The sequence below is a fragment of the Mangrovimicrobium sediminis genome (genome assembly GCF_004745945.1).
Classification (GTDB): Bacteria; Pseudomonadota; Gammaproteobacteria; order Pseudomonadales; family Halieaceae; genus Mangrovimicrobium; species Mangrovimicrobium sediminis.
In genome coordinates this window covers 430,625-451,964 of sequence record NZ_SRLE01000009.1, presented here as the reverse complement: position 1 = coordinate 451,964, position 21,340 = coordinate 430,625, and the positions used below count along the sequence as shown (strand labels likewise).

Annotated in this window: 18 protein-coding genes; 9 read left to right on the top strand and 9 right to left on the bottom strand. The window is 63.5% G+C overall.

What is annotated here, in order from left to right; genetic code table 11:
• The first annotated feature begins 185 nt into the window (after positions 1-185).
• The 5 genes from def to E4634_RS14950 all read left to right on the top strand — a co-directional run bounded on the left by def (position 186) and on the right by E4634_RS14950 (position 5,872).
• The gene (gene def, locus E4634_RS14970; protein WP_135445292.1) at positions 186-692 is read left to right on the top strand and encodes a peptide deformylase; all 507 of its coding nucleotides are present in this window, start codon (positions 186-188) and stop codon (positions 690-692) included.
• Between the two features lie 3 nt (positions 693-695).
• Entirely contained in the window at positions 696-1,661 is a 966-nt protein-coding gene (fmt, locus tag E4634_RS14965; RefSeq protein WP_135445290.1) for a methionyl-tRNA formyltransferase, read from the top strand.
• Entirely contained in the window at positions 1,661-2,953 is a 1,293-nt protein-coding gene (gene rsmB, locus E4634_RS14960; protein WP_135445288.1) for a 16S rRNA (cytosine(967)-C(5))-methyltransferase RsmB, read from the top strand. The genes fmt and rsmB overlap by 1 nt, the downstream gene beginning before the upstream one ends.
• A gap of 90 nt (positions 2,954-3,043) precedes the next feature.
• Positions 3,044-4,420: a Trk system potassium transporter TrkA gene (gene trkA / locus E4634_RS14955; RefSeq protein ID WP_135445286.1), complete on the top strand. Its 1,377-nt coding sequence runs from the start codon at positions 3,044-3,046 to the stop codon at positions 4,418-4,420.
• 3 nt (positions 4,421-4,423) lie between these two features.
• Complete coding sequence (locus E4634_RS14950) at positions 4,424-5,872, top strand: TrkH family potassium uptake protein (RefSeq protein ID WP_135445284.1); 1,449 nt, start codon at positions 4,424-4,426, stop codon at positions 5,870-5,872.
• A gap of 3 nt (positions 5,873-5,875) precedes the next feature.
• Here E4634_RS14950 and djlA read toward each other — a convergent pair whose 3' ends face one another.
• Together djlA and E4634_RS14940 are read right to left on the bottom strand one after the other, a co-directional pair.
• Positions 5,876-6,670 carry a co-chaperone DjlA gene (djlA, locus tag E4634_RS14945; RefSeq protein WP_135445349.1) on the bottom strand — a complete coding sequence of 265 codons (795 nt, stop codon included), beginning with the start codon at positions 6,668-6,670 and terminating at the stop codon, positions 5,876-5,878.
• An 18-nt stretch (positions 6,671-6,688) separates the two neighbouring features.
• Positions 6,689-7,684 (bottom strand): lysophospholipid acyltransferase family protein, encoded by a 996-nt coding sequence (locus tag E4634_RS14940; protein WP_346763344.1) that lies wholly within the window; start codon positions 7,682-7,684, stop codon positions 6,689-6,691.
• Between E4634_RS14940 and glyQ the strand changes: the two genes are divergently transcribed.
• The 3 genes from glyQ to E4634_RS14925 are packed head-to-tail and all read left to right on the top strand — an operon-like array spanning position 7,674 to position 12,245.
• Positions 7,674-8,627, top strand: coding sequence for a glycine--tRNA ligase subunit alpha (gene glyQ / locus E4634_RS14935; protein ID WP_240725198.1), 954 nt, complete (start codon positions 7,674-7,676; stop codon positions 8,625-8,627). The two genes, E4634_RS14940 and glyQ, sit on opposite strands and share 11 nt — an antisense overlap.
• Entirely contained in the window at positions 8,624-10,702 is a 2,079-nt protein-coding gene (glyS, locus tag E4634_RS14930; RefSeq protein WP_135445278.1) for a glycine--tRNA ligase subunit beta, read from the top strand. The genes glyQ and glyS overlap by 4 nt, the downstream gene beginning before the upstream one ends.
• A 37-nt stretch (positions 10,703-10,739) precedes the next feature.
• Entirely contained in the window at positions 10,740-12,245 is a 1,506-nt protein-coding gene (locus E4634_RS14925) for a DNA recombination protein RmuC (RefSeq protein ID WP_206046895.1), read from the top strand.
• A 109-nt stretch (positions 12,246-12,354) separates the two neighbouring features.
• On the opposite strand, the gene E4634_RS14920 is transcribed toward E4634_RS14925, so the two are convergent.
• From E4634_RS14920 to E4634_RS14910, 3 genes are all read right to left on the bottom strand, one after another.
• Positions 12,355-12,696: a UrcA family protein gene (locus E4634_RS14920; protein WP_135445274.1), complete on the bottom strand. Its 342-nt coding sequence runs from the start codon at positions 12,694-12,696 to the stop codon at positions 12,355-12,357.
• 325 nt (positions 12,697-13,021) lie between these two features.
• On the bottom strand, positions 13,022-13,852 hold the full coding sequence (locus tag E4634_RS14915) for an arylamine N-acetyltransferase family protein (RefSeq protein WP_167854930.1): 831 nt from the start codon (positions 13,850-13,852) through the stop codon (positions 13,022-13,024).
• Positions 13,849-14,448, bottom strand: coding sequence for an NADPH-dependent FMN reductase (locus E4634_RS14910; RefSeq protein WP_135445270.1), 600 nt, complete (start codon positions 14,446-14,448; stop codon positions 13,849-13,851). The genes E4634_RS14915 and E4634_RS14910 overlap by 4 nt, the downstream gene beginning before the upstream one ends.
• A 154-nt stretch (positions 14,449-14,602) precedes the next feature.
• On the opposite strand from E4634_RS14910, the gene soxR reads away from it, so the two are divergent.
• Positions 14,603-15,061, top strand: coding sequence for a redox-sensitive transcriptional activator SoxR (gene soxR / locus E4634_RS14905; RefSeq protein WP_135445268.1), 459 nt, complete (start codon positions 14,603-14,605; stop codon positions 15,059-15,061).
• A gap of 28 nt (positions 15,062-15,089) precedes the next feature.
• Here soxR and gyrB read toward each other — a convergent pair whose 3' ends face one another.
• The 4 genes from gyrB to dnaA are packed head-to-tail and all read right to left on the bottom strand — an operon-like array spanning position 15,090 to position 21,263.
• On the bottom strand, positions 15,090-17,507 hold the full coding sequence (gene gyrB / locus E4634_RS14900; protein WP_135445266.1) for a DNA topoisomerase (ATP-hydrolyzing) subunit B: 2,418 nt from the start codon (positions 17,505-17,507) through the stop codon (positions 15,090-15,092).
• Between the two features lie 37 nt (positions 17,508-17,544).
• Entirely contained in the window at positions 17,545-18,636 is a 1,092-nt protein-coding gene (gene recF / locus E4634_RS14895) for a DNA replication/repair protein RecF (RefSeq protein ID WP_135445264.1), read from the bottom strand.
• A 43-nt stretch (positions 18,637-18,679) separates the two neighbouring features.
• A complete protein-coding gene (dnaN, locus tag E4634_RS14890; RefSeq protein ID WP_135445262.1) occupies positions 18,680-19,786 on the bottom strand; it encodes a DNA polymerase III subunit beta in 1,107 nt (368 codons plus the stop codon).
• Between the two features lie 58 nt (positions 19,787-19,844).
• On the bottom strand, positions 19,845-21,263 hold the full coding sequence (gene dnaA, locus E4634_RS14885) for a chromosomal replication initiator protein DnaA (RefSeq protein WP_240725197.1): 1,419 nt from the start codon (positions 21,261-21,263) through the stop codon (positions 19,845-19,847).
• Positions 21,264-21,340 lie beyond the last annotated feature (77 nt).

The window sequence follows — 21,340 nt, the reverse complement described above, 5'->3', positions numbered from 1 at the left end:
GGCACCGGAATAGCGGTGCAGCCACCGTCCGTGACATCAACCCGGCGGATAACCCGCCACTGGGCACCCCTTATTCCCGGACAGTATAATAGTCGTAAGTGTGCTGCCGCGTTTTCCCGCTGGCAAGCCAAAAGTTACTATTTCTCCAGCCTGTCGCTGGGGCCCCGCGAGACCGAGACCAAGAGATGGCCATACTCGAAATCCTCGAATTCCCCGATCCCCGCCTGCGCACGGTGGCGGAACCCGTGGTGGAGGTCACCGACGCCACCCGCTCCCTGATCGACGACATGCTGGAGACCATGTACGCGGCGCCGGGCATCGGCCTCGCGGCCACCCAGGTCGACGTACACCAGCGGTTGCTGGTCATGGACCTGTCCGAGGACCAGGATGCGCCGCAGGTGTATATCAATCCCGAGGTCGAGATCCTCGACCCGGAGCTGGGCGAATACGATGAGGGCTGTCTCTCCGTGCCGGGCTACTACGAGACCGTGAACCGGCCCCGGCGGGTGCGCGTCGCCGCCCTGGGTCGCGACGGCGAAGCGTTTACCGAGGAACTCGACGGGCTCGCCGCGATCTGCCTGCAACACGAGATCGACCACCTCGACGGCAAGCTGTTCGTCGACTACCTGACGCCGCTCAAGCGCACCCGCATCCGCAAGAAGCTGGAAAAGACCCAGCGCCGCCGCGCCTGATCCATGTCCGGCCTGAAACTCATCTTTGCCGGCACACCGGCGTTCGCGGCCCTTCACCTGGAGCCACTTATTGATAGTGAGCACCAACTCCTGGCGGTGTATACGCAGCCCGACCGGCCCGCGGGACGGGGCAAGAAGCTGCAGGCCAGCCCGGTCAAGCAACTGGCGCTGGAGGCCGGCCTGCCGGTGCTGCAGCCGCGCAGCCTGCGCGATGCCGATGCCCAGGCGGAACTTGCCGGGTTCGGCGCTGATGTGCTGGTGGTGGTCGCCTACGGCCTGATCCTGCCGCAGGCAGTGCTCGACGCGCCGCGCCTGGGCTGTGTCAACGTACACGCTTCGCTGCTGCCGCGCTGGCGCGGGGCCGCACCCATCCAGCGCGCCATCGAGGCGGGCGACGCCAGCACCGGGATCACCATCATGCAGATGGACGCCGGACTGGATACCGGCGACATGCTGGCCACCGCCAGCTGCCCGATCGACGCCAGAACCACCGCCGCTGACCTCGAACAAGGCCTGGCGCGCCTCGGTCCGCCGCTGCTCGCCGAAGTGCTCGCCGACCTGCCCGGCCACCAGGCGCGGGCCGCGGTACAGGACGATGCGGCGAGCTGCTACGCCGCCAAGATCGACAAGGCCGAGGCGGAGCTGGACTGGTCGCAGGACGCGCAAACCCTGGAGCGCCGGGTGCGCGCGTTCAACCCGGTGCCGGTGTGCTTTACCCACCTCGACGGGCAGCGCATCCGCGTCTGGGAGGCGCTGCCCGCGGGCGCAGCGCCGCTACCCGAGCCCGCGGGCAGCATCCTGCAGGTCACCCGCGAGGGCATCCTGGTCAACACCGGTGAGGGGCAGCTGCTGCTCACCCGGCTGCAATTGCCCGGCGGCAAACCGCTGGATGCGGCGCAGATCCTCAATGGCAGCGCAGACCTGTTCGCCGCGGGACGCCGCTTCGACATACCGGCCGCGGCCGACTGATGGCCCGGAATACCCGCGCTGTCGCGGCCCGCGTCCTGGGGCAGGTTCTCGACGGCCGCTCGCTGAACCAGGCGCTGCCCGCCGGGCTCGACGCGGTGGGCCCGCAGGATCGCGCCCTGCTGCAGCAGCTGTGCTACGGCAGCCTGCGCCTGGCGCCGCGCCTGCAGGGTATTCTCGATCAGCTGCTGGACAAGCCCCTGCGCGAGCGCGACCACGATGTGCTCGGCCTGCTGCTGTGCGGGCTCTACCAGCTGGCGGACACCCGGATTCCCCCCCACGCCGCGGTTGACGAGACCGTCGCCGCCACCCGGGCGCTGAAAAAGCACTGGGCGAAGGGCCTGTGCAACGCCGTGCTGCGCCGGTTCCAGCGCGAGCGCGAACAACTGGAGGCGAACCTGTCCGAGGCACAGCGCTGCGCTCACCCGGACTGGTTGTTCACCCACCTGCAACGCGACTGGCCGGCCCAGGCTCTCGACATCATCGCCGCCAACAACCAGCAGGCGCCGATGACCCTGCGCATCAATGCCGCTCACGGCACCCGGGAGGACTACCTGGCGCGGCTGGACGCAGCGGACATGCCCGCGCGACCGGGCGAACTTTCGCCCCAGGCGGTATACCTGGCGCAGGCGAGGGCGGTGGGCGAACTGCCCGGGTTCGCCGCCGGCGACGCCAGCGTGCAGGACGAGGCGGCGCAGATGGCGGCACTGTTACTGCAAGTACAGGCCGGCGAGCGCGTCCTCGATGCCTGCGCCGCACCCGGCGGCAAAACCTGCCACATCCTCGAACTGCAGCCGGCTCTGGCCGAGCTGGTGGCGATGGACACGGACGCCGGACGCCTCGCGATGGTGGAAGAAAACCTCGAACGGCTGGGCGTCTCCGCACGCTGCGTGGCCGGCGATGCCAGCCATCCACCGGCAGAAATAACCGCGCAAGCCTTCGATCGCATCCTGGTGGACGCCCCGTGCAGCGGCAGCGGCGTCATCCGCCGCCACCCGGATATCAAGCTGCTGCGTCGCGCGCAGGATATCGATGCCCTGGCACGACAGCAGGGCGCTATTCTCGATGGCCTGTGGCCGCTGTTGCGCCGGGGCGGCCAGCTGCTCTACGCCACCTGTTCGGTGTTGCGCGCGGAAAACGATGGCGTGGTCTCGGCATTTATTGCGCGCCAGGGCGATGTCCGGCTGCTGCGTCCCGCGGCGGCGTGGGGCGAGACAACCGAGTGCGGTCGCCAGCTGCTGCCGCGCACCGATGGCCCGGACGGGTTGTATTACGCCCTGCTGGAAAAGGAGTGAGCCGGCATTGTGCACAATTGCCCGGACCGGCGCTTACAATGTGAAGGGCTTTTATTTATCGTTCCCCCACCTTAGCCGGGTCAGCGAGCCATGAAGATCATTATCCTCGGGGCGGGTCAGGTCGGCGGCACCCTGGCCGAGCACCTCGCCAACGAGCAGAACGACATCACCGTCGTCGACACCAACAGCAACAAGCTGCGCGCCCTGCAGGACCGGCTGGACATCGGCACCGTTCTCGGCGGCGCCTCGCACCCCGGTACGCTTTATAAAGCCGGAGCAGAAGACGCGGACATGGTGATCGCGGTCACCAACTCCGACGAGATCAACATGATGGCCTGCCAGGTGGCGCAGACGCTGTTCAACACGCCGACCAAAATCTCCCGTGTCAGGTCGCCCAGCTACCTCGCCTACCAGGAGCAGCTGTTCAAGCGCGAGCACATTCCCGTGGATGTGATCATCGGTCCCGAACAGCTGGTCACGCGCAGTATCGAGCAACTCATTGAGAACCCCGGCGCCCTGCAGGTGCTGGATTTCGCCGACGGCCGCGTGCAGCTGGTCGCGGTGCGCGCCTACCACGATGGCCTCATCGTCGGCCAGGAGTTGCGCGAGATCCGCAACCACATGCCGAAGAACATGGACACCCGCGTCGCTGCGATTTTCCGCCAGAACCGGCCGATCATCCCCGAGGGTGACACCGTGGTCGAGGCCGGCGACGAGGTGTTCTTCCTCGCCGCACGCGAGCATATCCGCGCGGTAATGACCGAGCTGCGCAAGGTCGACAAACCCTACAAGCGGGTAATGATCGCCGGCGGCGGCAACATCGGCGCGACCCTGGCACAGAGCATCGAGCACAAGTACCGGGTGAAAGTGATCGAGCGCTCCTACGACCGCTGCAAGCTGCTGTCGGAGCGTTTGCGCCACACCATCGTGCTCAACGGCAGTGCCTCGGAGCCGCAGTTGCTGTCGCAGGAAAACATCGAGGCCTGCGACGTATTCTGCGCGCTGACCAACAACGACGAATCCAACATCATGATCTCCATGCTGGCCAAGCGCATGGGGGCGAAGAAAGTAATCACGCTGATCGCCAACCCCGCCTACGCCGAGCTGGTGGGCGACGAGATCGACATCGCCATCTCGCCGCAGCAGATCACCATCGGCAGCCTGCTCACCCACGTGCGCCGCGGCGACGTGGGTAACGTGCACTCCCTGCGCCGCGGTGCCGCCGAGGCGATCGAGGTCACCGCCCACGGCGACCCCTACTCATCGCGGGTCGTCGGTCGGCGCCTGGACGAGATCAACCTGCCGGACGGGGTTACCATCGGCGCCATCGTGCGCAAAGATGAGGTCCTCATCGCCCACGGCGACGTGGTGATCGAGACCGACGACCATGTGATCATCTTCCTGGTCGACAAGAGCAAGATCAGCGCGGTGGAAAAACTGTTCGCCGTGGGCTTCGGGTTCTTCTAGCCCATGCATTTCGCTGTCACCCTGCGCGTCCTCGGCATCCTGCTGATGCTGTTCTCGCTGACCATGGTGCCGCCGCTGGTGATCGCGCTGCTCGCCGACGATCACTCTGCCATCGGCTTTCTCTCCGCTTTTGGTATCACCTTTTTCTCCGGCCTGCTCATGTGGCTGCCGCTGCGCGATGTGCAGCAGGAGCTGCGCATCCGCGACGGCTTCCTGATCACCTCGCTGTTCTGGACGGTACTGGGCACCTTCGGTGCGCTGCCCCTGGCGCTGGCGGAGGGGCTGGAACTATCCCCGGTGGACGCGATCTTCGAGTCGATCTCCGGGCTCACCTCCAGCGGCGGCACGGTGATTACCGGACTGGATGCGCTGCCGCCCTCGATCCTGTTCTACCGGCAATTGCTGCAGTGGATGGGCGGAATCGGCATCATCGTGGTGGCCGTGGCGGTACTGCCCATGCTCGGCATCGGCGGTATGCAGCTGTACAAGGCGGAAACGCCAGGGCCATCCAAGGACAACAAGCTGACACCGCGTATCGCCGGCACCGCGAAGGCGCTGTTTATCTGCTACGTGATCCTCACCGCGGCCTGTGCCATCACCTACTACCTGCTGGGCATGTCCGTCTTCGACGCCATTGGCCACTCGTTTTCGACCATCGCGCTGGGCGGATTTTCCACCCACGACAGTAGCCTGGGTTATTTCAACAGCAACGCGATTCTCATCGCCTCCAGTTTTTTCATGCTCATCTCCGGGATCAATTTCGGCCTGCACTTCCTCGCCTGGCGGCGGCGCAGCCTGAAGGTCTACCAGCGCGACTCGGAGACCCGCTTCTATATCGTCGCGGTGTCCTGCTGCATCCTGACGACCATCGTCATCCTGATCTACACCAACACCCACGGTCATCACGAGAGCGTAATTCACGGTGTATTCCAGGTGATTTCCATTATCACCACCACCGGATACTCGACAGAAAACGTCTCGGTGTGGCCGGCGGAACTGCCGATCCTGGCGATTTTCTTCTCCTGTATGGGCGGCTGTGTCGGCTCCACCGCGGGCGGCATCAAGACCATGCGCCTGATGCTGATCTACAAGCAGGGCATACGCGAACTCAAGCAGCTGGTGCATCCGCAGGCGGTGATTCCGCTGAAGGTAGGGCGGCGCCGGGTCGAGGCCACGGTGGTCAGCGCCGTGTGGAGTTTTTTCGCGGTCTACACCACCGCTTTCATTATCCTGCTGCTGGCCATGATGGCCTGCGGCATGGACTTCACCACCGGTTTCTCCGCGGTGGCGGCGTCGCTGAACAACCTCGGCATGGGCATCGCCGGTGTGGCGTCGGGCTTTGGCGACATCAGCGAAACCGCGAAACTCATCATGTGCTTCGCCATGCTGCTCGGCCGCCTGGAGATTTTCACACTGCTGGTGCTGTTCACACCGGCCTTCTGGCGTACCTGATGCCTACTTCCCCAGCCCGCGCGACTTGCGGATGGTTTCGTAGGCGGACTGGATCTCCTGCGACTTTTCCGTCGCCAGCTTGACCATGTGCTCGGGCACGCCCCGGGCGATCAGCTTGTCCGGGTGGTTCTCGCTCATCAATTTGCGGTAGGCGTGCTTGAGCGCCTTGTCGTCGATGTCGGCGCTCACCCCCAGGGCCGCGTAGGCGTCGGCGAGGGTATCGCGGGAAGGCGCCGCGGATTGGCCGCCACCGTGGAAGTGTCCCTGCGCCTGGGCCATGCGCAACAGCTGTTCCAGCTGGGCGGGCGCGACACCGAACAGGCGGCCGATTTCCAGCAGCGCCTCGCGCTCGGCGGGCTCGACCTGGTGGTCGGCGAGGGTCAGCGACACCAGGAACATGAGCAGGGTGTGTTGCAGCTGGCGCTGCCCACTGCAGGTCTCGAGAAACGCGGACACCGTCGCCTGCGGCTGGAATTCCGCAGCGGCGCCGCGGCGGAACAGCTCGATGGCTTCGCGCCGCTCGTCGCTGTTCAGGCCGAGGTTGGCGATCACAGTTTCGGTGTGGTCGATCTCCTGCTGGGAGATATGCCCGTCCGCCTTGGCCAGGTAGCCGGAGAGCAAAAAGGTGGTTTCGAAGAAACTGCGCTGCACCCGCGCGATATTTTCCGGCGAGGCAAAGCGAAAGGCGCCGCCGAGACCGCGGTCGAAAAAGTGGCCGACGATTATTCCTGCCACCAAGCCAATAGGCCCCAGGGTCAACAGTCCGAGAACGCCGCCGATGAGCTTGCCGTAAAACATCATAGAGGTCTGGCCCGCCTAGAGATCATGATACACATCGCGCCCCTCCCGGGGCCTCACTTTGAAGCGCTTGTACTCCCACTGGTACTGCGCGGGTGCCTGCGCCACCGCCGCCGCCACGCCGCGATTCATCGCCTGCAGCGCCGTGTGGATATCCTCGCTGGCAACGTCCGGCTCCGCGGCAGTGTAGATCACGCGGAAGCCGCGCGCCGTGCGCAGGGCGGTGCCGACCACCGCCGTCGCCCCGCTGCGGCGAATCATCTGGCAGGCCAGGGTAGGCGTGAAGCAGCGTACCCCCATGAACTCGACATTTTCCCCGGCGTTCAGGCTGCGCGGCACCTGGTCGGGGAGAATACCGGCGATGCCGCCCTGCCTGACGCTGCGCAGCAGGCGGGCGAGGCCGCGGCTGTCTGTAGGCACCAGCGTTGCCCCGCTGCGCTCGCGGGCGCGTCGCATGACCGGCTCCAGCGCCACCAGGTGGGGCGGTTCGAACAGCGAAACCGTCGGTCCGAGCGTGGCCAGGTGCAGGCCGAGCACCTCCCAGTTGCCGATATGCGGCGCCAGGATGACCACACCGCTGCCGGCGGCGAGGGCCTCGGTGACCAGCTGCGCGCCCTCGACCGACTCGATGCGAGCGGCGATCACCGGCCAGGGCCGCAACCACACCCAGCCCATCTCCGCGGCGAGTTCCCCGGTGGCGAGCAGGCTGTCGCGCGCCAGCGCGTCGCGTTCGGCGGGTGCCAGGTGGGGAAATGCCAGCTCGATATTGCGCCGGGTCACTCGCGCCGCCGCGCCGTTGAGCTGCCAGTACGCCGCCGCCAGGGTGCGCCCGACCGCCCGCGAAACACCCAGCGGGAGGAGGGCGAAGCCGTGCAGGAAAAGCTTCACCAGCGCGGCCTTCAGAGCATTCATGGGTGCATGCCAGTTTCGGGCAAAGCGCGTATTATGCCGGCAAAAGAGCCTGTATAATACCCGGCTTTTTGCACCGACGCAGGGCAGATCCTTGACTGACATCCAGAGCAAACCCGAGACATTTCAGGAGCTTATCCTGAGGCTTCAGCAGTTCTGGGCGGACCGGGGCTGCGTGGTCCTGCAGCCGCTGGACATGGAGGTCGGCGCCGGCACTTTCCACCCGGCGACGTTCCTGCGCGCGGTCGGTCCCGAGCGCTGGAACGCCGCCTACGTGCAGCCCAGCCGGCGCCCGACCGACGGCCGCTACGGCGAGAACCCCAACCGCCTGCAGCACTACTACCAGTTCCAGGTAGTGATGAAACCCTCGCCGCTGGAATTCCAGCAGCTCTACCTGGATTCGCTGGCCGCCCTGGGTATCGACACCAGCATCCACGACGTGCGCTTCGTCGAGGACAACTGGGAATCGCCAACCCTGGGCGCCTGGGGCCTGGGCTGGGAGGTCTGGCTCAACGGCATGGAGGTCACCCAGTTCACCTATTTCCAGCAGGCCGGCGGCCTCGAGTGCTACCCGGTCACCGGCGAGATCACCTACGGCATCGAGCGCATCGCCATGTACCTGCAGGGCGTGGACAGCATCTACGACCTGGTCTGGGCCGAGGGGCCGGCGGGCAAGGTCACCTACGGGGACGTGTTCCACCAGAACGAGGTGGAGATGTCGCGCTACAACTTCGAGGAGGCGGACGTGGCCTGGCTGTTCAGCCAGTTCGATCACTGCGAGGCCGAAGCCCTGCGCCTGGTCGAGACCGGCCTGCCGCTGCCCGCCTATGAAATGGTGATGAAAGCCTCCCACACCTTCAACCTGCTCGACGCGCGCCACGCGATTTCCGTGACCGAGCGCCAGCGCTTCATCCTGCGTGTGCGCACCCTGGCGCGCGCGGTGGCCCAGGCCTATTTCGATGCCCGCGCCGCCCTCGGCTTCCCGCTGGCGGAGGAGCGCGTGCGCGCCGAAGTCCTCGAGCGTATCGCCCAGGAGGTGCCGGCATGAGCACGCAGACCCTGCTCGTCGAACTGGGCACCGAGGAACTGCCGCCCAAGGCGCTGAAATCCCTGGGACTGGCCTTCCGCGACGGCGTGGTTGCAGGTCTGGCGCAGCGCGAACTGGGCCACGGCGAAGTGCGCTGGTTCGCCACGCCACGGCGCCTGGCGGTGCTCATCGCCGAGGTGCAGGAGCGCGCAGCGGATCGCGAGGTCGAGCTGCTCGGCCCGCCCGCCGACCGCGCCCGTGACGCCGATGGCGCCTGGACCCCCGCCGCCGCCGGCTTTGCGAAGAAGCAGGGCGTGGCACCGGAGGAGTTGCAGGTGATCGACACGCCCAAGGGCGCCCGGGTCGGCCTGCGCCGGGTCGAGGCTGGCGTCACCGCCAGCGAGAGCCTCAACAGCATCATTCACGAGGCGATCGCCGGCCTGCCGATTCCCAAGCGCATGCGCTGGGGCGACAGCCGCGTCGAGTTCGTGCGCCCGGTGCACTGGGTGGTGAGCATGCTCGGCAGCGAGGCTGGCCACGGCGAGATCCTCGGCCTGCCCAGCGGCAATACCACCCGCGGGCACCGCTTCCACTGGCCCCACGACATCGTCCTGGCGCGTCCGGAAGACTATGAATCCGCCCTCGCCGAGGCCCGGGTCATCGCCAGCTTCGAGGAGCGCCAGCGCTCGATCCGCGAGCAGGTCGAGGTCGAGGCCAGCGCGCTGGGCGCGACGGCGGTCATCGATGACGACCTGCTGGACGAAGTCACCGGACTGGTCGAGTGGCCGGTTGCACTGACCGGCGGCTTCGAGGAGCGCTTCCTCGAGGTGCCGCAGGAGGCCCTGGTGTCCTCGATGAAGGAGCACCAGAAGTATTTCCACGTGGTCGACGGCCAGGGCAGGCTGCTGCCCAATTTCATCACCCTGTCGAACATCGAGAGCAAGGACCCGGTGCAGGTCATCGCCGGCAACGAGCGGGTGATCCGCCCGCGCCTGTCGGACGCCGCCTTCTTCTATGAGACCGACCGCAAGACGCCGCTGGCGGCGCGCGTCGAGAAGCTGCAGAGCATCGTCTTCCAGCAGAAGCTGGGCACCCTGGGCGACAAGACCCAGCGGGTGAGCGCGCTCGCCGGCGCGCTGGCCACGCGCATCGGCGCGTCCGCCGAGCAGGCGCAGCGCGCCGCGCTGCTGGCCAAGACCGACCTGGTAACGGAAATGGTGCTGGAATTCCCGGACATGCAGGGCATCGCCGGCGCCTACTACGCCGCCAACGACGGCGAGCCCGCCGACGTCGCCAGCGCGCTCGCCCAGCAGTACTGGCCGCGCTTTGCCGGCGACCGCCTGCCGGAATCCGGTGTGGCCTGCGCCCTGGGCCTGGCCGACAGACTGGATACCCTGGTGGGTATCTTTGGTATAGGCCAGCCACCCACCGGCTCCAAGGACCCCTTCGCCCTGCGCCGCGCTTCACTGGCGGTGTTGCGCATCATCGTCGAAAAGGGGCTGGACCTGGACCTGCGTGAATGCCTGCAACTTGCCGCAGCGGGCTACGCCGACGGAACCCTCGCCGATGGCACTGGCGAACAGGTCCTCGAGTACATGATCGAGCGCTTCCGCGCCTGGTACGAGGAGGAGAACATCCCGGTCGAAGTGTTCAAGGCCGTTGCCGCGCGGCAGCTCAGTCGTCCGCTGGACATCCAGCGCCGGGTGTATGCGGTACACGCCTTCAGCCAGCTGCCGGAAGCCGCCGCGCTGGCGGCCGCCAACAAGCGGGTTTCCAATATTTTGGACAAGGCAGAGGAGGGCGCCGGCACCGAGCCGGTGGATCCGCAGCTGCTGAACGAACCCGCCGAAAAAGCCCTGTTCGACACGCTTGACGCGTTGTCCGCGACCGCACAACAACACCTGTCGGCAGGCGCTTACGAAGAGGCGCTGGCCTGCCTTGCGGGCCTGCGTGAGCCAGTAGATCGCTTTTTCGATGACGTCATGGTCAATGCCGAAGACGACAAGCTGCGCCGCAACCGACTGGGCCTGCTGAAACAACTGCGCGACCAGTTCCTCGAGGTCGCCGATATCTCGCAGCTGGTCGTCGCCAAATAAACCAGGCGCCGGGGGGCGCCACGCCCAGGGAGAACGCGTGATCGACATCGCCTGGCAGGAACTGGCCATACCCGGCGCCGCAGCGCTGGGCGGATTGCTGCTCGGTGTGCTGGTCACGTTGATCATCGCCCAGCGCCAACAGCGCCGCACACAACACGCCTTCGACGAGGAGCGCCGGGTACTCGAGCAGAGCGTCGCAGACGCGCACCGGGAAATCAGTTCACTGCTCGCCGCCCGGGATGGGCTTAGTGCCCGCCTCGAGGAAAAGCTGCGCGACAACGACCGCCTGGACGGCGAACTGCGCCAGCAGAACGCCCGCTACCAGGACCTGCGCTCCCAGCACGCCAGGCTGGAAACCCAGCTCAGCGAACGCCAGGAACAGCACGAACAACAGGTCGCGCTGCTCAAGGAAGCCCGGGATAACCTGAAGCAGGAGTTCGAGGTTCTCGCCAACCGTATCTTCGAGGACAAGGGCAAACACTTCACCGCCACCAGTCGCGAGTCCCTGGAGTCACTGCTGAAGCCCTTCCGCGAGCAGATCACCGGCTTCCAGTCGCGCATCAACGAGGTCCACTCGGAATCGATCAAGGGGCAGGTCACGCTGGAGGGCGAGATCCGCAAGGTGCTGGATATCGGCCTGGCGATGAATACCCAGGCGGCGAATCTCGCCTCGGCACTCAAGGGCGACAAGAAGACGGCGGGCAACTGGGGCGAGGCGCAGCTGGAACGCACCCTGGAACTCGCGGGCCTCCTGCCCGGCGACCACTACAGCGCGCAGGAAAGCTTCACCGATGATTCCGGCAAACGACGCATGCCGGACTTCGTCATCAAGCTGCCCGACAACAAGAGCCTGGTCATCGACAGCAAGGTGTCGCTGGTCGACTACGACCGCGCGATCGCCGCGGAATCGGACGAGGCGCGGGTAGAGGCCCTGGCCGCACACGCTGCCGCCGTACGCCGGCATATCGAGGACCTCGCCGCCAAGGACTACAGCAACCTGCCGGGCCTGGAAAGCCCGGACTTCGTGCTCATGTTCATGCCCATTGAGCCCGCCTACATCGAGGCGCTGAAATTGAACCGCGACTTGTTCAACTACGGTTACCAGCGCGGCGTGGTCATGGTTTCGCACACCACCCTGATGCCCATCCTGCGCACCGTCGCCAACCTCTGGCGCATCGACCAGAGCAACCGCGAGGCGCGGGAAATCAGCGCGCGAGCCGGGGAGATCTACAACCAGGTCTGCCTGGTAGCCGAGCGCCTGCAACGCCTCGGTGCCACCTTGCAGACCACGGTGAAGCACTACAACCTCACCCTCACTGGACTGGCCGGCCAGCAGGGACTGGCGGGCAAGGTGGAGCGTTTTCGCCAGCTTTCCAGCAAGGCGAGCAAACAGATGGCCGAACTGGAGCCCATCCACGCAGACATCGAACTGGAGCGGCTACAGGCGTTCGAGCTGGCCGAGCCGGAAGAGGGTGTTGAAGAAGACGACCTGGACGTTCAGCCCGGGGATCAAGAAGCTCAGTCTGGGGAAAGGTCTGATTGAGTTGTCCCGTCGTTAGTTGGGGCGACGGAAAAAGTGAAGGGGCACTGCCTCCGCAAGCAGTGCCCCTGGGCAGTCCCCACCAGGGGTTGCAGGGACCGGGAGTCGGTTGTCAGTCGATGGATGCCACCTGGGCGGCGCCGATACGGGTCATGGCTGATGCGACTGCTTCATCCGCACAGGCTTTCTGCTCGGCGAAAACCTCGACACTGCCGGCCTCGCGGTAAGTGGTGACGCCACATACGCGGTCCGCGGCGCGCTGGATGCGGGCCTCGACAGCAGCCAGGCCTTCTTCGGTGGCCAGTTCAGAGCGGGTGAAGCTCACGGCAGTGCTCGGTACGGCCGGTGCGCGAACCAGGGTCTGGTCCATGGTTTCGGCAGAGGCGTTCAGTGCGAAAGCGCCGGTCAGGGTGATGGCGGCGGCGGTCAGCATGCTTTTTGCGATCTTGTTCATGGTGTAACTCCCTACGTTTCCTTGCGGGCGACTGCCCTTGTTGTTCCGGTCCGGGAAAGGTTTCCCGCCGGCCTTGAGGTAAAAAGTAGGGCAAGCCGCGCTCAGCGGAAACCGTGTTTCGCCCAACTGCGGCGCGATAGCGACAAACTGCTGCTGTCGAGCGATGAACTGCGTCGCCGGATCTGGCGATAATCAAACTGTCACATAAAAGAGGCGGCTTGATGCGCCGGAAATGTAGCCCCAGGTGCAGTTGAAGGGGTGTTTTCAGCTGGTCCCGGTCAAGACAGCTGCCTTCGCCGCGGCCAGTTGCAAGGAATTGCCAGGCCTACTGCGTACGCTTAGCGATGCTCTCCAGGACAGGCAACAGGTCGTGTTCGACGGCGAGGCCGAACGTGTCAGCCAGGGTCGACGCCAGCTGCACCGCGTCGAGGTCGCGCTGTTCCAGTACCTGATCACCTGAGCTGACAGTGAATCGGCGGTTGTTCAGGGTGTAACGACGCTGTGGAGTGGTGCGGGCCACACGCAAGTCCCGGCGAAAGTGCGAGTCAAGGTGGCGACTGGTGTACCAGTTCATCATCTCGTAGTCGGCCCTGCTCTGCGGGTCGTCACAGATATCGTAGAGCGGGAGCCACCGGCCCTGGCGTGAGAGCGCTATTCGCCACCCGCCCGGAATCGCCTGCAAACGATAGCTTTCATGGCAGGTGGACTGGGCCTCGTCGCTCGCCAGGTCCAGGGGCCGCGGCAGCGACGACCCGCCGAACCCGACGTCGGCGAGCCACTGTCGTTCGCCGAGCCGCACCTTTAGTGCAACATGGGTACGCGGCGTCGATGGTGCATCATCCGACAGCATCCAGCGCACCCTGGCAGAGAGGCCTTCCACCTCGAAACCTAGTTGGCGTAGGACGTTCATTAGAAGCAGGTTCTGTTCCAGGCAGTATCCGCCGCGGCGGCGATGCACCAGTTTCTCCTCGATCGCCGGCGGTGACAGGCTGATACCGCGGTCCATCAGAACGTCGAGCGCTTCGAAGGGGATCGCATCAACGTGCAGGGCATGCAGGGTGTAAAGGGTGGCTTGATCTGCGCGCGGCTCACCCGTGAAGCCGATACGCCGGAAATAGTCCTCGAGATCGACGAGGTGTTGGCGAGCATCCGTCACGCTGCCAGCCCCTTGAAACGCTGTTTCATCTCGCGGTAGCAGTTGCCGGCTCGCGCCGCTTTCAGGGGAGTCGCCCACCAGACCAGTTCTGCCAGCATCGCCTCCAGGGTACGCGCCGCTCTCAGCGCCTCCCCGGGTTGTCCGTCCACCGCAAACGAATTGTTGGCGTTGGCAAAAGCGAGGGAGGTCCGCACACTCATGGCATGCATTTCAGCGAACACGTTGCGCAGGTGCTCAACCGCCCTGAGTCCGCCGGACAGCCCCCCGTAGGAGACGAAACCCACGGGTTTGCCGGCGAATTCCAACCCGACACAGTCGATAAGGGCCTTCAAGGGGGCGGGGTAGGAGTGGTTGTATTCCGGCGTTACCACGATGAACGCATCGCAGCGGTCGATTTTTGCCAGCAGCGCTTCCAGGGACGGGCGGTAGTTGCCATAGATGGCCTCTTCAACCTCCCCACTCGCCGGGTCGAGGATTTCCCGGTCCAGGGATGGCGCGGTTTTGGCGAGTTGGTCGCACACCCATGCAACTACAGAGTCGCATAGTCGACCGTGCCGCGCACTGCCGTAGATGATACCGAGGGTCAGGTGTTCCATTTGTTTCGCGCCAAAAGTAATCAGGAGACGACAGGCTAATACCTCAAGTTAAGTTGAGGTCAACGAGCGACTGACATATATTTTCAATTTTGCCTGCCACGGGTCACGGGTCACGGGTCACGGGTCACGGGTCACGGGTCACGGGTCACAAACTATGGGAATACAGCACAGTCCCGCGCGGTGGTTGAGTGTCGGGCAGATCGCAAAGCGCAGCGGCATTCCCATATCGACCCTGCACTTCTATGAAACCAAGGGGTTGATCAGCAGCGAGCGCAATAAAGGCAACCAGCGCCGCTACCCCCGCCATGTCCTGCGTCAGCTAGCGGTGATTCGCGTCGCCCAGGAGCTCGGGCTGTCGCTAGCGGAGATTCGCGAGAACCTGGACTCGCTGCCGGACAACCGGACTCCGACGGCAGCAGACTGGAAACGACTTTCCTCGAAGTGGCGCAGTGATCTCGATGAACGCATCGCGCGGCTGGAGGCGCTCCGCGATCAACTCAACGGCTGTATCGGTTGCGGATGCCTGTCGATTGGCGATTGCCCGCTGCGCAACCCGGATGATCGGGCTGCTGCGCGCGGGCCAGGTGCTCGCGCGTTTGATCGACAACGATAGGGCGGGGCGGGCTCAACGCCCGTTGGTCTCAGACGTCCAGGTTGGCAACGGAGAGGGCGTTTTCCTCGATGAAATCGCGCCGCGGTTCCACCTGGTCGCCCATCAGCGTGGTGAAGATCTGGTCCGCCGCGATGGCATCTTCTACGGTGACCTGCAGTAGCCGACGGGCCTCCGGGTCCATGGTGGTTTCCCAAAGCTGGTCAGGGTTCATCTCGCCCAGGCCCTTGTAGCGCTGGATCGTGTAACCCCGGCGCGCCTCTGACATCAGCCAGTCCAGGCCCTCGACAAAGTCCCGGGTCGGCAGGGTTTTCTCCCCGCGCTGGAAGTAACCACCCTCGTCGATCAGGGTGTTGAGGGTTTCGCCCAGGGCCACCAGGCTGCGATATTCCGAGGAGGCGAAGAAATCACGTCCGTATTCGGTCTCGGTCTCCACCCCGTGGGCGAGGCGTTTCACTACCGGGTAGTAGGTCTGTCGCTCGGGGTTCTTGCGTACCACGGCGGAGTAGCTGACAGCAGAGGTTGTCAGGGTTTGTAAGCGCCCACTTACCTCTTCTGTGTAGGCCGCTACCGCAGGTTCCTCGAGCATCTGGTCGGTAGTCAGGGTGCTGGCGTAGACCATCTGCCAGAGCACCTCCGGTGAATACAGTCGCGACAGGCGCTCGATTGTCGATGCAACACGACGATACTGGTCGACCAGCGACTGCAGGCCCTCGCCAGTGATAGCCGGCGCGTCAGGGTTGACGAAGATAGCCGCATTTTCCAGGGCAGATTGAGTCAGATACTGCGCAAGTGCGTCGTCGTCCTTGAGGTACTGGTGCTGCTTGCCGCGGGCTATCTTGTACAGTGGCGGCTGCGCAATATACACGTGGCCGCGTTCGATCAACTCGCGCATCTGGCGGAAGAAGAAGGTAAGCAGCAGGGTGCGAATGTGTGACCCGTCCACGTCCGCATCGGTCATGATAATGATGCTGTGGTAGCGCAGCTTGTCCGCGTCGAACTCTTCCTTGCCGATGCCGCAGCCGAGCGCGGTGACGATCGTGCCGACTTCGGCAGAGCCCAGCATCTTGTCGAAGCGGGCCTTCTCCACGTTGAGGATCTTGCCCTTCAGGGGAAGAATGGCCTGGAAACGCCGGTTCCGGCCCTGCTTGGCCGAACCACCCGCGGAATCACCCTCCACCAGGAACAGCTCGGACAGCGCCGGGTCTTTCTCCTGGCAGTCTGCCAGTTTGCCGGGCAGGCCAGCGATATCCAGCGCGCCCTTGCGCCGGGTCATTTCGCGCGCCTTACGCGCCGCTTCCCGCGCGCGTGCAGCGTCCAGCATTTTGCCGACCACTGCCTTGGCCTCGTTCGGATTCTCCAACAGGTATTCGGCGAACCGCGTATTCATGGCCTGTTCCACCGCGGTTTTCACCTCGGAAGACACCAGCTTGTCCTTGGTCTGGGAAGAAAACTTGGGGTCGGGCACCTTGACCGAAATGATCGCGGTCAGGCCTTCGCGGGCATCGTCACCGGTCGTGGATACGGCGGCCTTCTTGGCCATACCTTCTTTTTCAATGTAGGTGTTCAGGTTGCGAGTCAGCGCTGCCCGGAAACCCGCAAGGTGAGTGCCGCCGTCCCGCTGTGGAATATTGTTGGTGTAGCACAGGATGTTTTCCTGGAAGGAGTCATTCCACTGCAGTGCCACCTCGACACCGATGCCCTCTTCGGAATCGAGTTGGAAATAAAAGGGCTTGTTGATCGGGGTCTTGTTCTGGTTCAGGAAATCAACAAACGCCTGCAGGCCGCCATCGTAGCTGTAGGTCTCTTCTTTGCCGCTGCGTTCGTCCTTGAGCACGATACACACACCGGAATTGAGGAACGCCAGTTCACGCAAACGCTTGGCCAACAGGTCGAAATGGAATTCGATATTCGTAAAGGTCGCACCGGAGGGGCGAAACTTGACCGAAGTACCGGTTGAAGAGGTCTCGCCGATCACTGCCAGCGGCGCATCCGGGACTCCGTGGCGGTAGATCTGCTCATACATCTTGCCGTCGCGGCGGATGTTCAGGGTGAGTTCTTCCGAGAGTGCGTTGACGACGGATACGCCGACACCGTGAAGTCCGCCGGAGACCTTGTAGGTGTTGTCATCGAATTTGCCGCCGGCATGCAACACCGTCATGATGACTTCGGCGGCCGAAACGCCTTCCTCGTGCATTTCGGTTGGTATGCCACGCCCATCATCGCCAACCGTCACACATTCATCAGGGTGGATGACAACATCGATTCGCGAACAGTGGCCAGCCAGGGCTTCATCGATGGAATTATCCACAAGTTCGAACACCATATGGTGCAGGCCGGTACCGTCATCGGTATCACCGATGTACATACCCGGGCGCTTGCGTACCGCGTCCAGGCCCTTCAGTACCTTGATACTCGAGGAATCGTAGTTCTTTTCGTTATCGCTCATAGCCGTCTCTTTGCGAACCACCCTGTGTTCATGTTCGTTATTGCCGCGTGGCGTTGCCCTGTTCCACGTGGAACATTGCCAGTTCAGCACCACCCTCGGCGGGCCACACCGCCGAAATATCCTCTCGCTGAACGCAGGTGATAAACACCTGGGCACTCATAGATGACAACAGGCTACACACCAACCCGGCATGCTCTCGATCCAGCTCTGCTGGCAAGTCATCCACCAAATATGCGCAATTTCCGCGCTCCGCCTCGGCCATTACCATGCCCTGGGCGAGTTTCAGGCCACAGACCACGAGCTTTTGCTGCCCCCTGGACAGCACCTCCGCAGCCAGTCGACCATCCACGAACACACGCATATCTGCTCGCTGCGGACCGACGTGGGTATAGCCCTGCTCCCGGTCAGCGCTCAGACTGTTCTCCAGGGCTTCCAGCAAACTGAGCTGCTTGTCCCAACCCTTTCGGTAGCGGAGCTCGAGATCTTTCAGAGAAGGCGCTAGTCCTTCCATGATGTCGCGAAATCGCGGTGCGAGCCGCGTGAAATAAGCCTCTCGGTCGGCGCTTAGCGCCTCGCCCGACTGGGCGATTTCCCGCGTCCAGACGGCCAATTCCTGACCAGACATTTTACCATGACGAAGCAGTATATTGCGCTGTTTTATACCCCGCTGGTATCGTTGCCACTGCCCATAAAAACCCTGTTCCACGTGGAACACGCCCCAATCGAGAAACCGTCTTCGTGCGCCCGGGGCGCCGGTCAAAAGATCGAAGCTCTCTGCTGTAATCACCTGCAGCGGTAGAATCGCGACCAGTTCAGCCACCGTTCTCACTGACGATCCATTGACCTTGATCTGCACGTCGCCGGTCAGACCACGTTGGACGCCGATAGACTGATTCCCCGGGGTAAGTCCCCCGAAAACAGTGCACGCCTGGTGGCCGTGAGTCACAAGGGAGCGAATGCTGCCGCGGAACGAGCGGGCCATGCCCAGTAAATGAATGGCTTCGAGTACGCTGGTCTTGCCGCTGCCATTGGCACCGAAAAACACGTTGACCCGCTGCAAGTCCTCAAGACGAACGCTGTCGAGATTGCGTACCTGATTGATGTGCAGACGTCGCAGTTGATTGGACATCAGCACACCATCTGCACAGGGAAAGGGGGAGGGGAGCGCCTCCTCAGAGGCGCATGGGCATTACCACGTAGACCGAATCACCTTCTTCAGACTCTTCCAACAAGGCACTGCTGTTGGGGTCCGAAAGGGACATCTTGATCTTGTCACCGGAAAGTACCGAAAGAACATCGAGCAGGTAGCTGACGTTAAACCCGATTTCCAGGCCACCGCCAACGTACTCCACCGGTACGGTCTCTTCGGCTTCCTCCTGCTCGGGGTTGTTGGCGACGATGTCCAGGGTGTTCTCGCTCAACTTCAGGCGAACCCCACGATACTTTTCATTGGACAGAATCGCAGTCCGGGTAAATGCCTGGCGCAGTTCAAGGCGCGAGCCGAGGACGGTTTTGTCGGAGGCGCGGGGCAGTACGCGCTGGTAGTCCGGGAATTTACCGTCGACGAGCTTCGACGTGAAGGTAAAGTCCTCGGTCGTGGCGCGCATATGATTGCTGCCGATGACGATACCAATCGTGGCTTCCTCATCCAGCAGGAGTCGCGCCAGTTCCAGCACACCCTTACGCGGCAGGATCACCTGGGCATCGCCATCGGTATCGACCTTTTCCTGCAGGGTGCACAATGCCAGGCGGTGGCCATCGGTCGCCACCACGCGCAACTGCTGGTCTTTCAATTCCCAGAGCATGCCGTTCAGGTAATAGCGAACATCCTGCTGTGCCATCGCGAACGCCGTGCGGTCGATCAGGCGTTTCAGCTGACCCTGCTTGACCGCCAGCTGATGGGTACCAATGCTGTCTTCAAGGCTGGGAAACTCCCGCGCCGGCAGCGTGGACAGCGTGAACCGACTGCGCCCGGAGCGCACGCTGACCTTGCCATCCTCCGCGGAGAACTGGATGTCGCTGCCCTCAGGCAGCGATTTGCAGATGTCGACCAGCTTGCGGGCAGGCACGGTGACCTCGCCGTCTTCGCCGGCACCACCGGCGAGCGCCACTCGGCCGATCAGCTCGACTTCGAGGTCGGTTCCGGTCAGCGACAGGCGATCACCTTCGATGACCATAAGTACATTGGAAAGAATGGGCAGGGTCTGGCGGCGTTCCACCACGCCCGCGACCAGATTCAAGGGCTTGAGTAGAGCGTCCCGCGAAACAGTGAACTTCATAGGTTGAGTAGTTCCTTGACCAGAACGGCGCGCCACGCGCCAGCTCGCACGGTCACCTTCAGGTAGTCAGCGACCGCAGCAAATTTTTGTAGTCTTCGCGAATATCCGAGTTGGTCTCACGAAGTTCCTTTATTTTACGGCAAGCGTGCAGAACTGTCGTGTGATCTCTTCCCCCGAAACTGTCGCCGATCTCCGGCAGGCTGTGGTTGGTCAGTTCTTTGGAGAGCGCCATAGCCACCTGGCGTGGACGCGCGACGGACCGGCTGCGACGGCGCGACATCAGGTCTGCCACTTTGATCTTGTAGTATTCCGCCACCGTGCGCTGGATGTTGTCCAGGCTTACCTGTTTATCCTGCAGGGCAAGCAGGTCCTTGAGGCTGTCCTTGATCAGGTCGATGTCGATGTCACGGCCAATGAAGTGAGCACTAGCTATCACTCTCTTCAGCGCCCCCTCCAGCTCGCGCACGTTCGACCTCACTCGCTGGGCAATAAAGAAGGCGGCGTCCGGCGGCAGGTTAACGCGAGCCTGGGTGGCCTTTTTCATCAGGATGGCCACCCGGGTCTCGAGTTCCGGGGGCTCTACCGCGACCGTCAGGCCCCAACCGAAGCGTGACTTCAGGCGTTCCTCCAGACCTTCGATCTCCTTGGGGTAGCGATCACAGGTGAGGATCATCTGCTGGCCGCCTTCCAGCAGTGCGTTGAAGGTATGAAAAAATTCTTCCTGGGAGCGGTCCTTCTTGGCGAAGAACTGGATATCGTCAATCAGCAAGGCATCGACCGAGCGGTAGTAGCGCTTGAAATCACTGATCGCATTCAACTGCAAGGCCTTGACCATGTCCGCGACAAAACGCTCGGAATGCAGGTAGACGATCTTCGCGTCGGGTTTGCGCATTTTCAGCGCGTTACCGACCGCGTGCATCAGGTGGGTTTTACCGAGACCGACACCGCCGTACAAGAACAACGGGTTGTAGGAATCGCCCGGATTTTCCGCAACCTGCCGCGCCGCGGCGAGGGCGAGCTGGTTGGATTTACCCTCCACGAAATTATCGAAGGTATAGCTCTCCACCAGGTTGTGCTGGTGTTGCAGTGAACCTTCGATTTCAGCCTGCCGATGGGTGTCCACCGGCCGCACTGCGCTGCCATTCGGCGGTGGTCGGCGTTGCTCGGTGGCGACGGCAGTACCGGACACCGCAGGCGGCATGTCATCCGGGCTGCGAAACCGGGAGGGCACCTCCGCAGTCAGTTGAGCAACATCCAGTTGTTGGCCACCGATTTCCAGGCTCACCTGCATGGGGCCACTGGCGCCGTACTCGGTAACCAGCTCGCAAATGCGGTCGGCAAACTTGTCGGAGACGAAATCCTTGATGAAACGATTGGGTGCGAACAGGCGCAGCGAGTGTCCATCCAGACTCGCGCGCAACGGCCTGATCCAGGTGTTGAACTGCTGTGACGGCAATTCATCCTGAAGCCGGTCCATGCATTGCTGCCAAACTACGCCAGGCAAAACCTTCCCCTCAAGGCGAAATGCAAGCTCTCGCCTTCCCTAATGTCTAT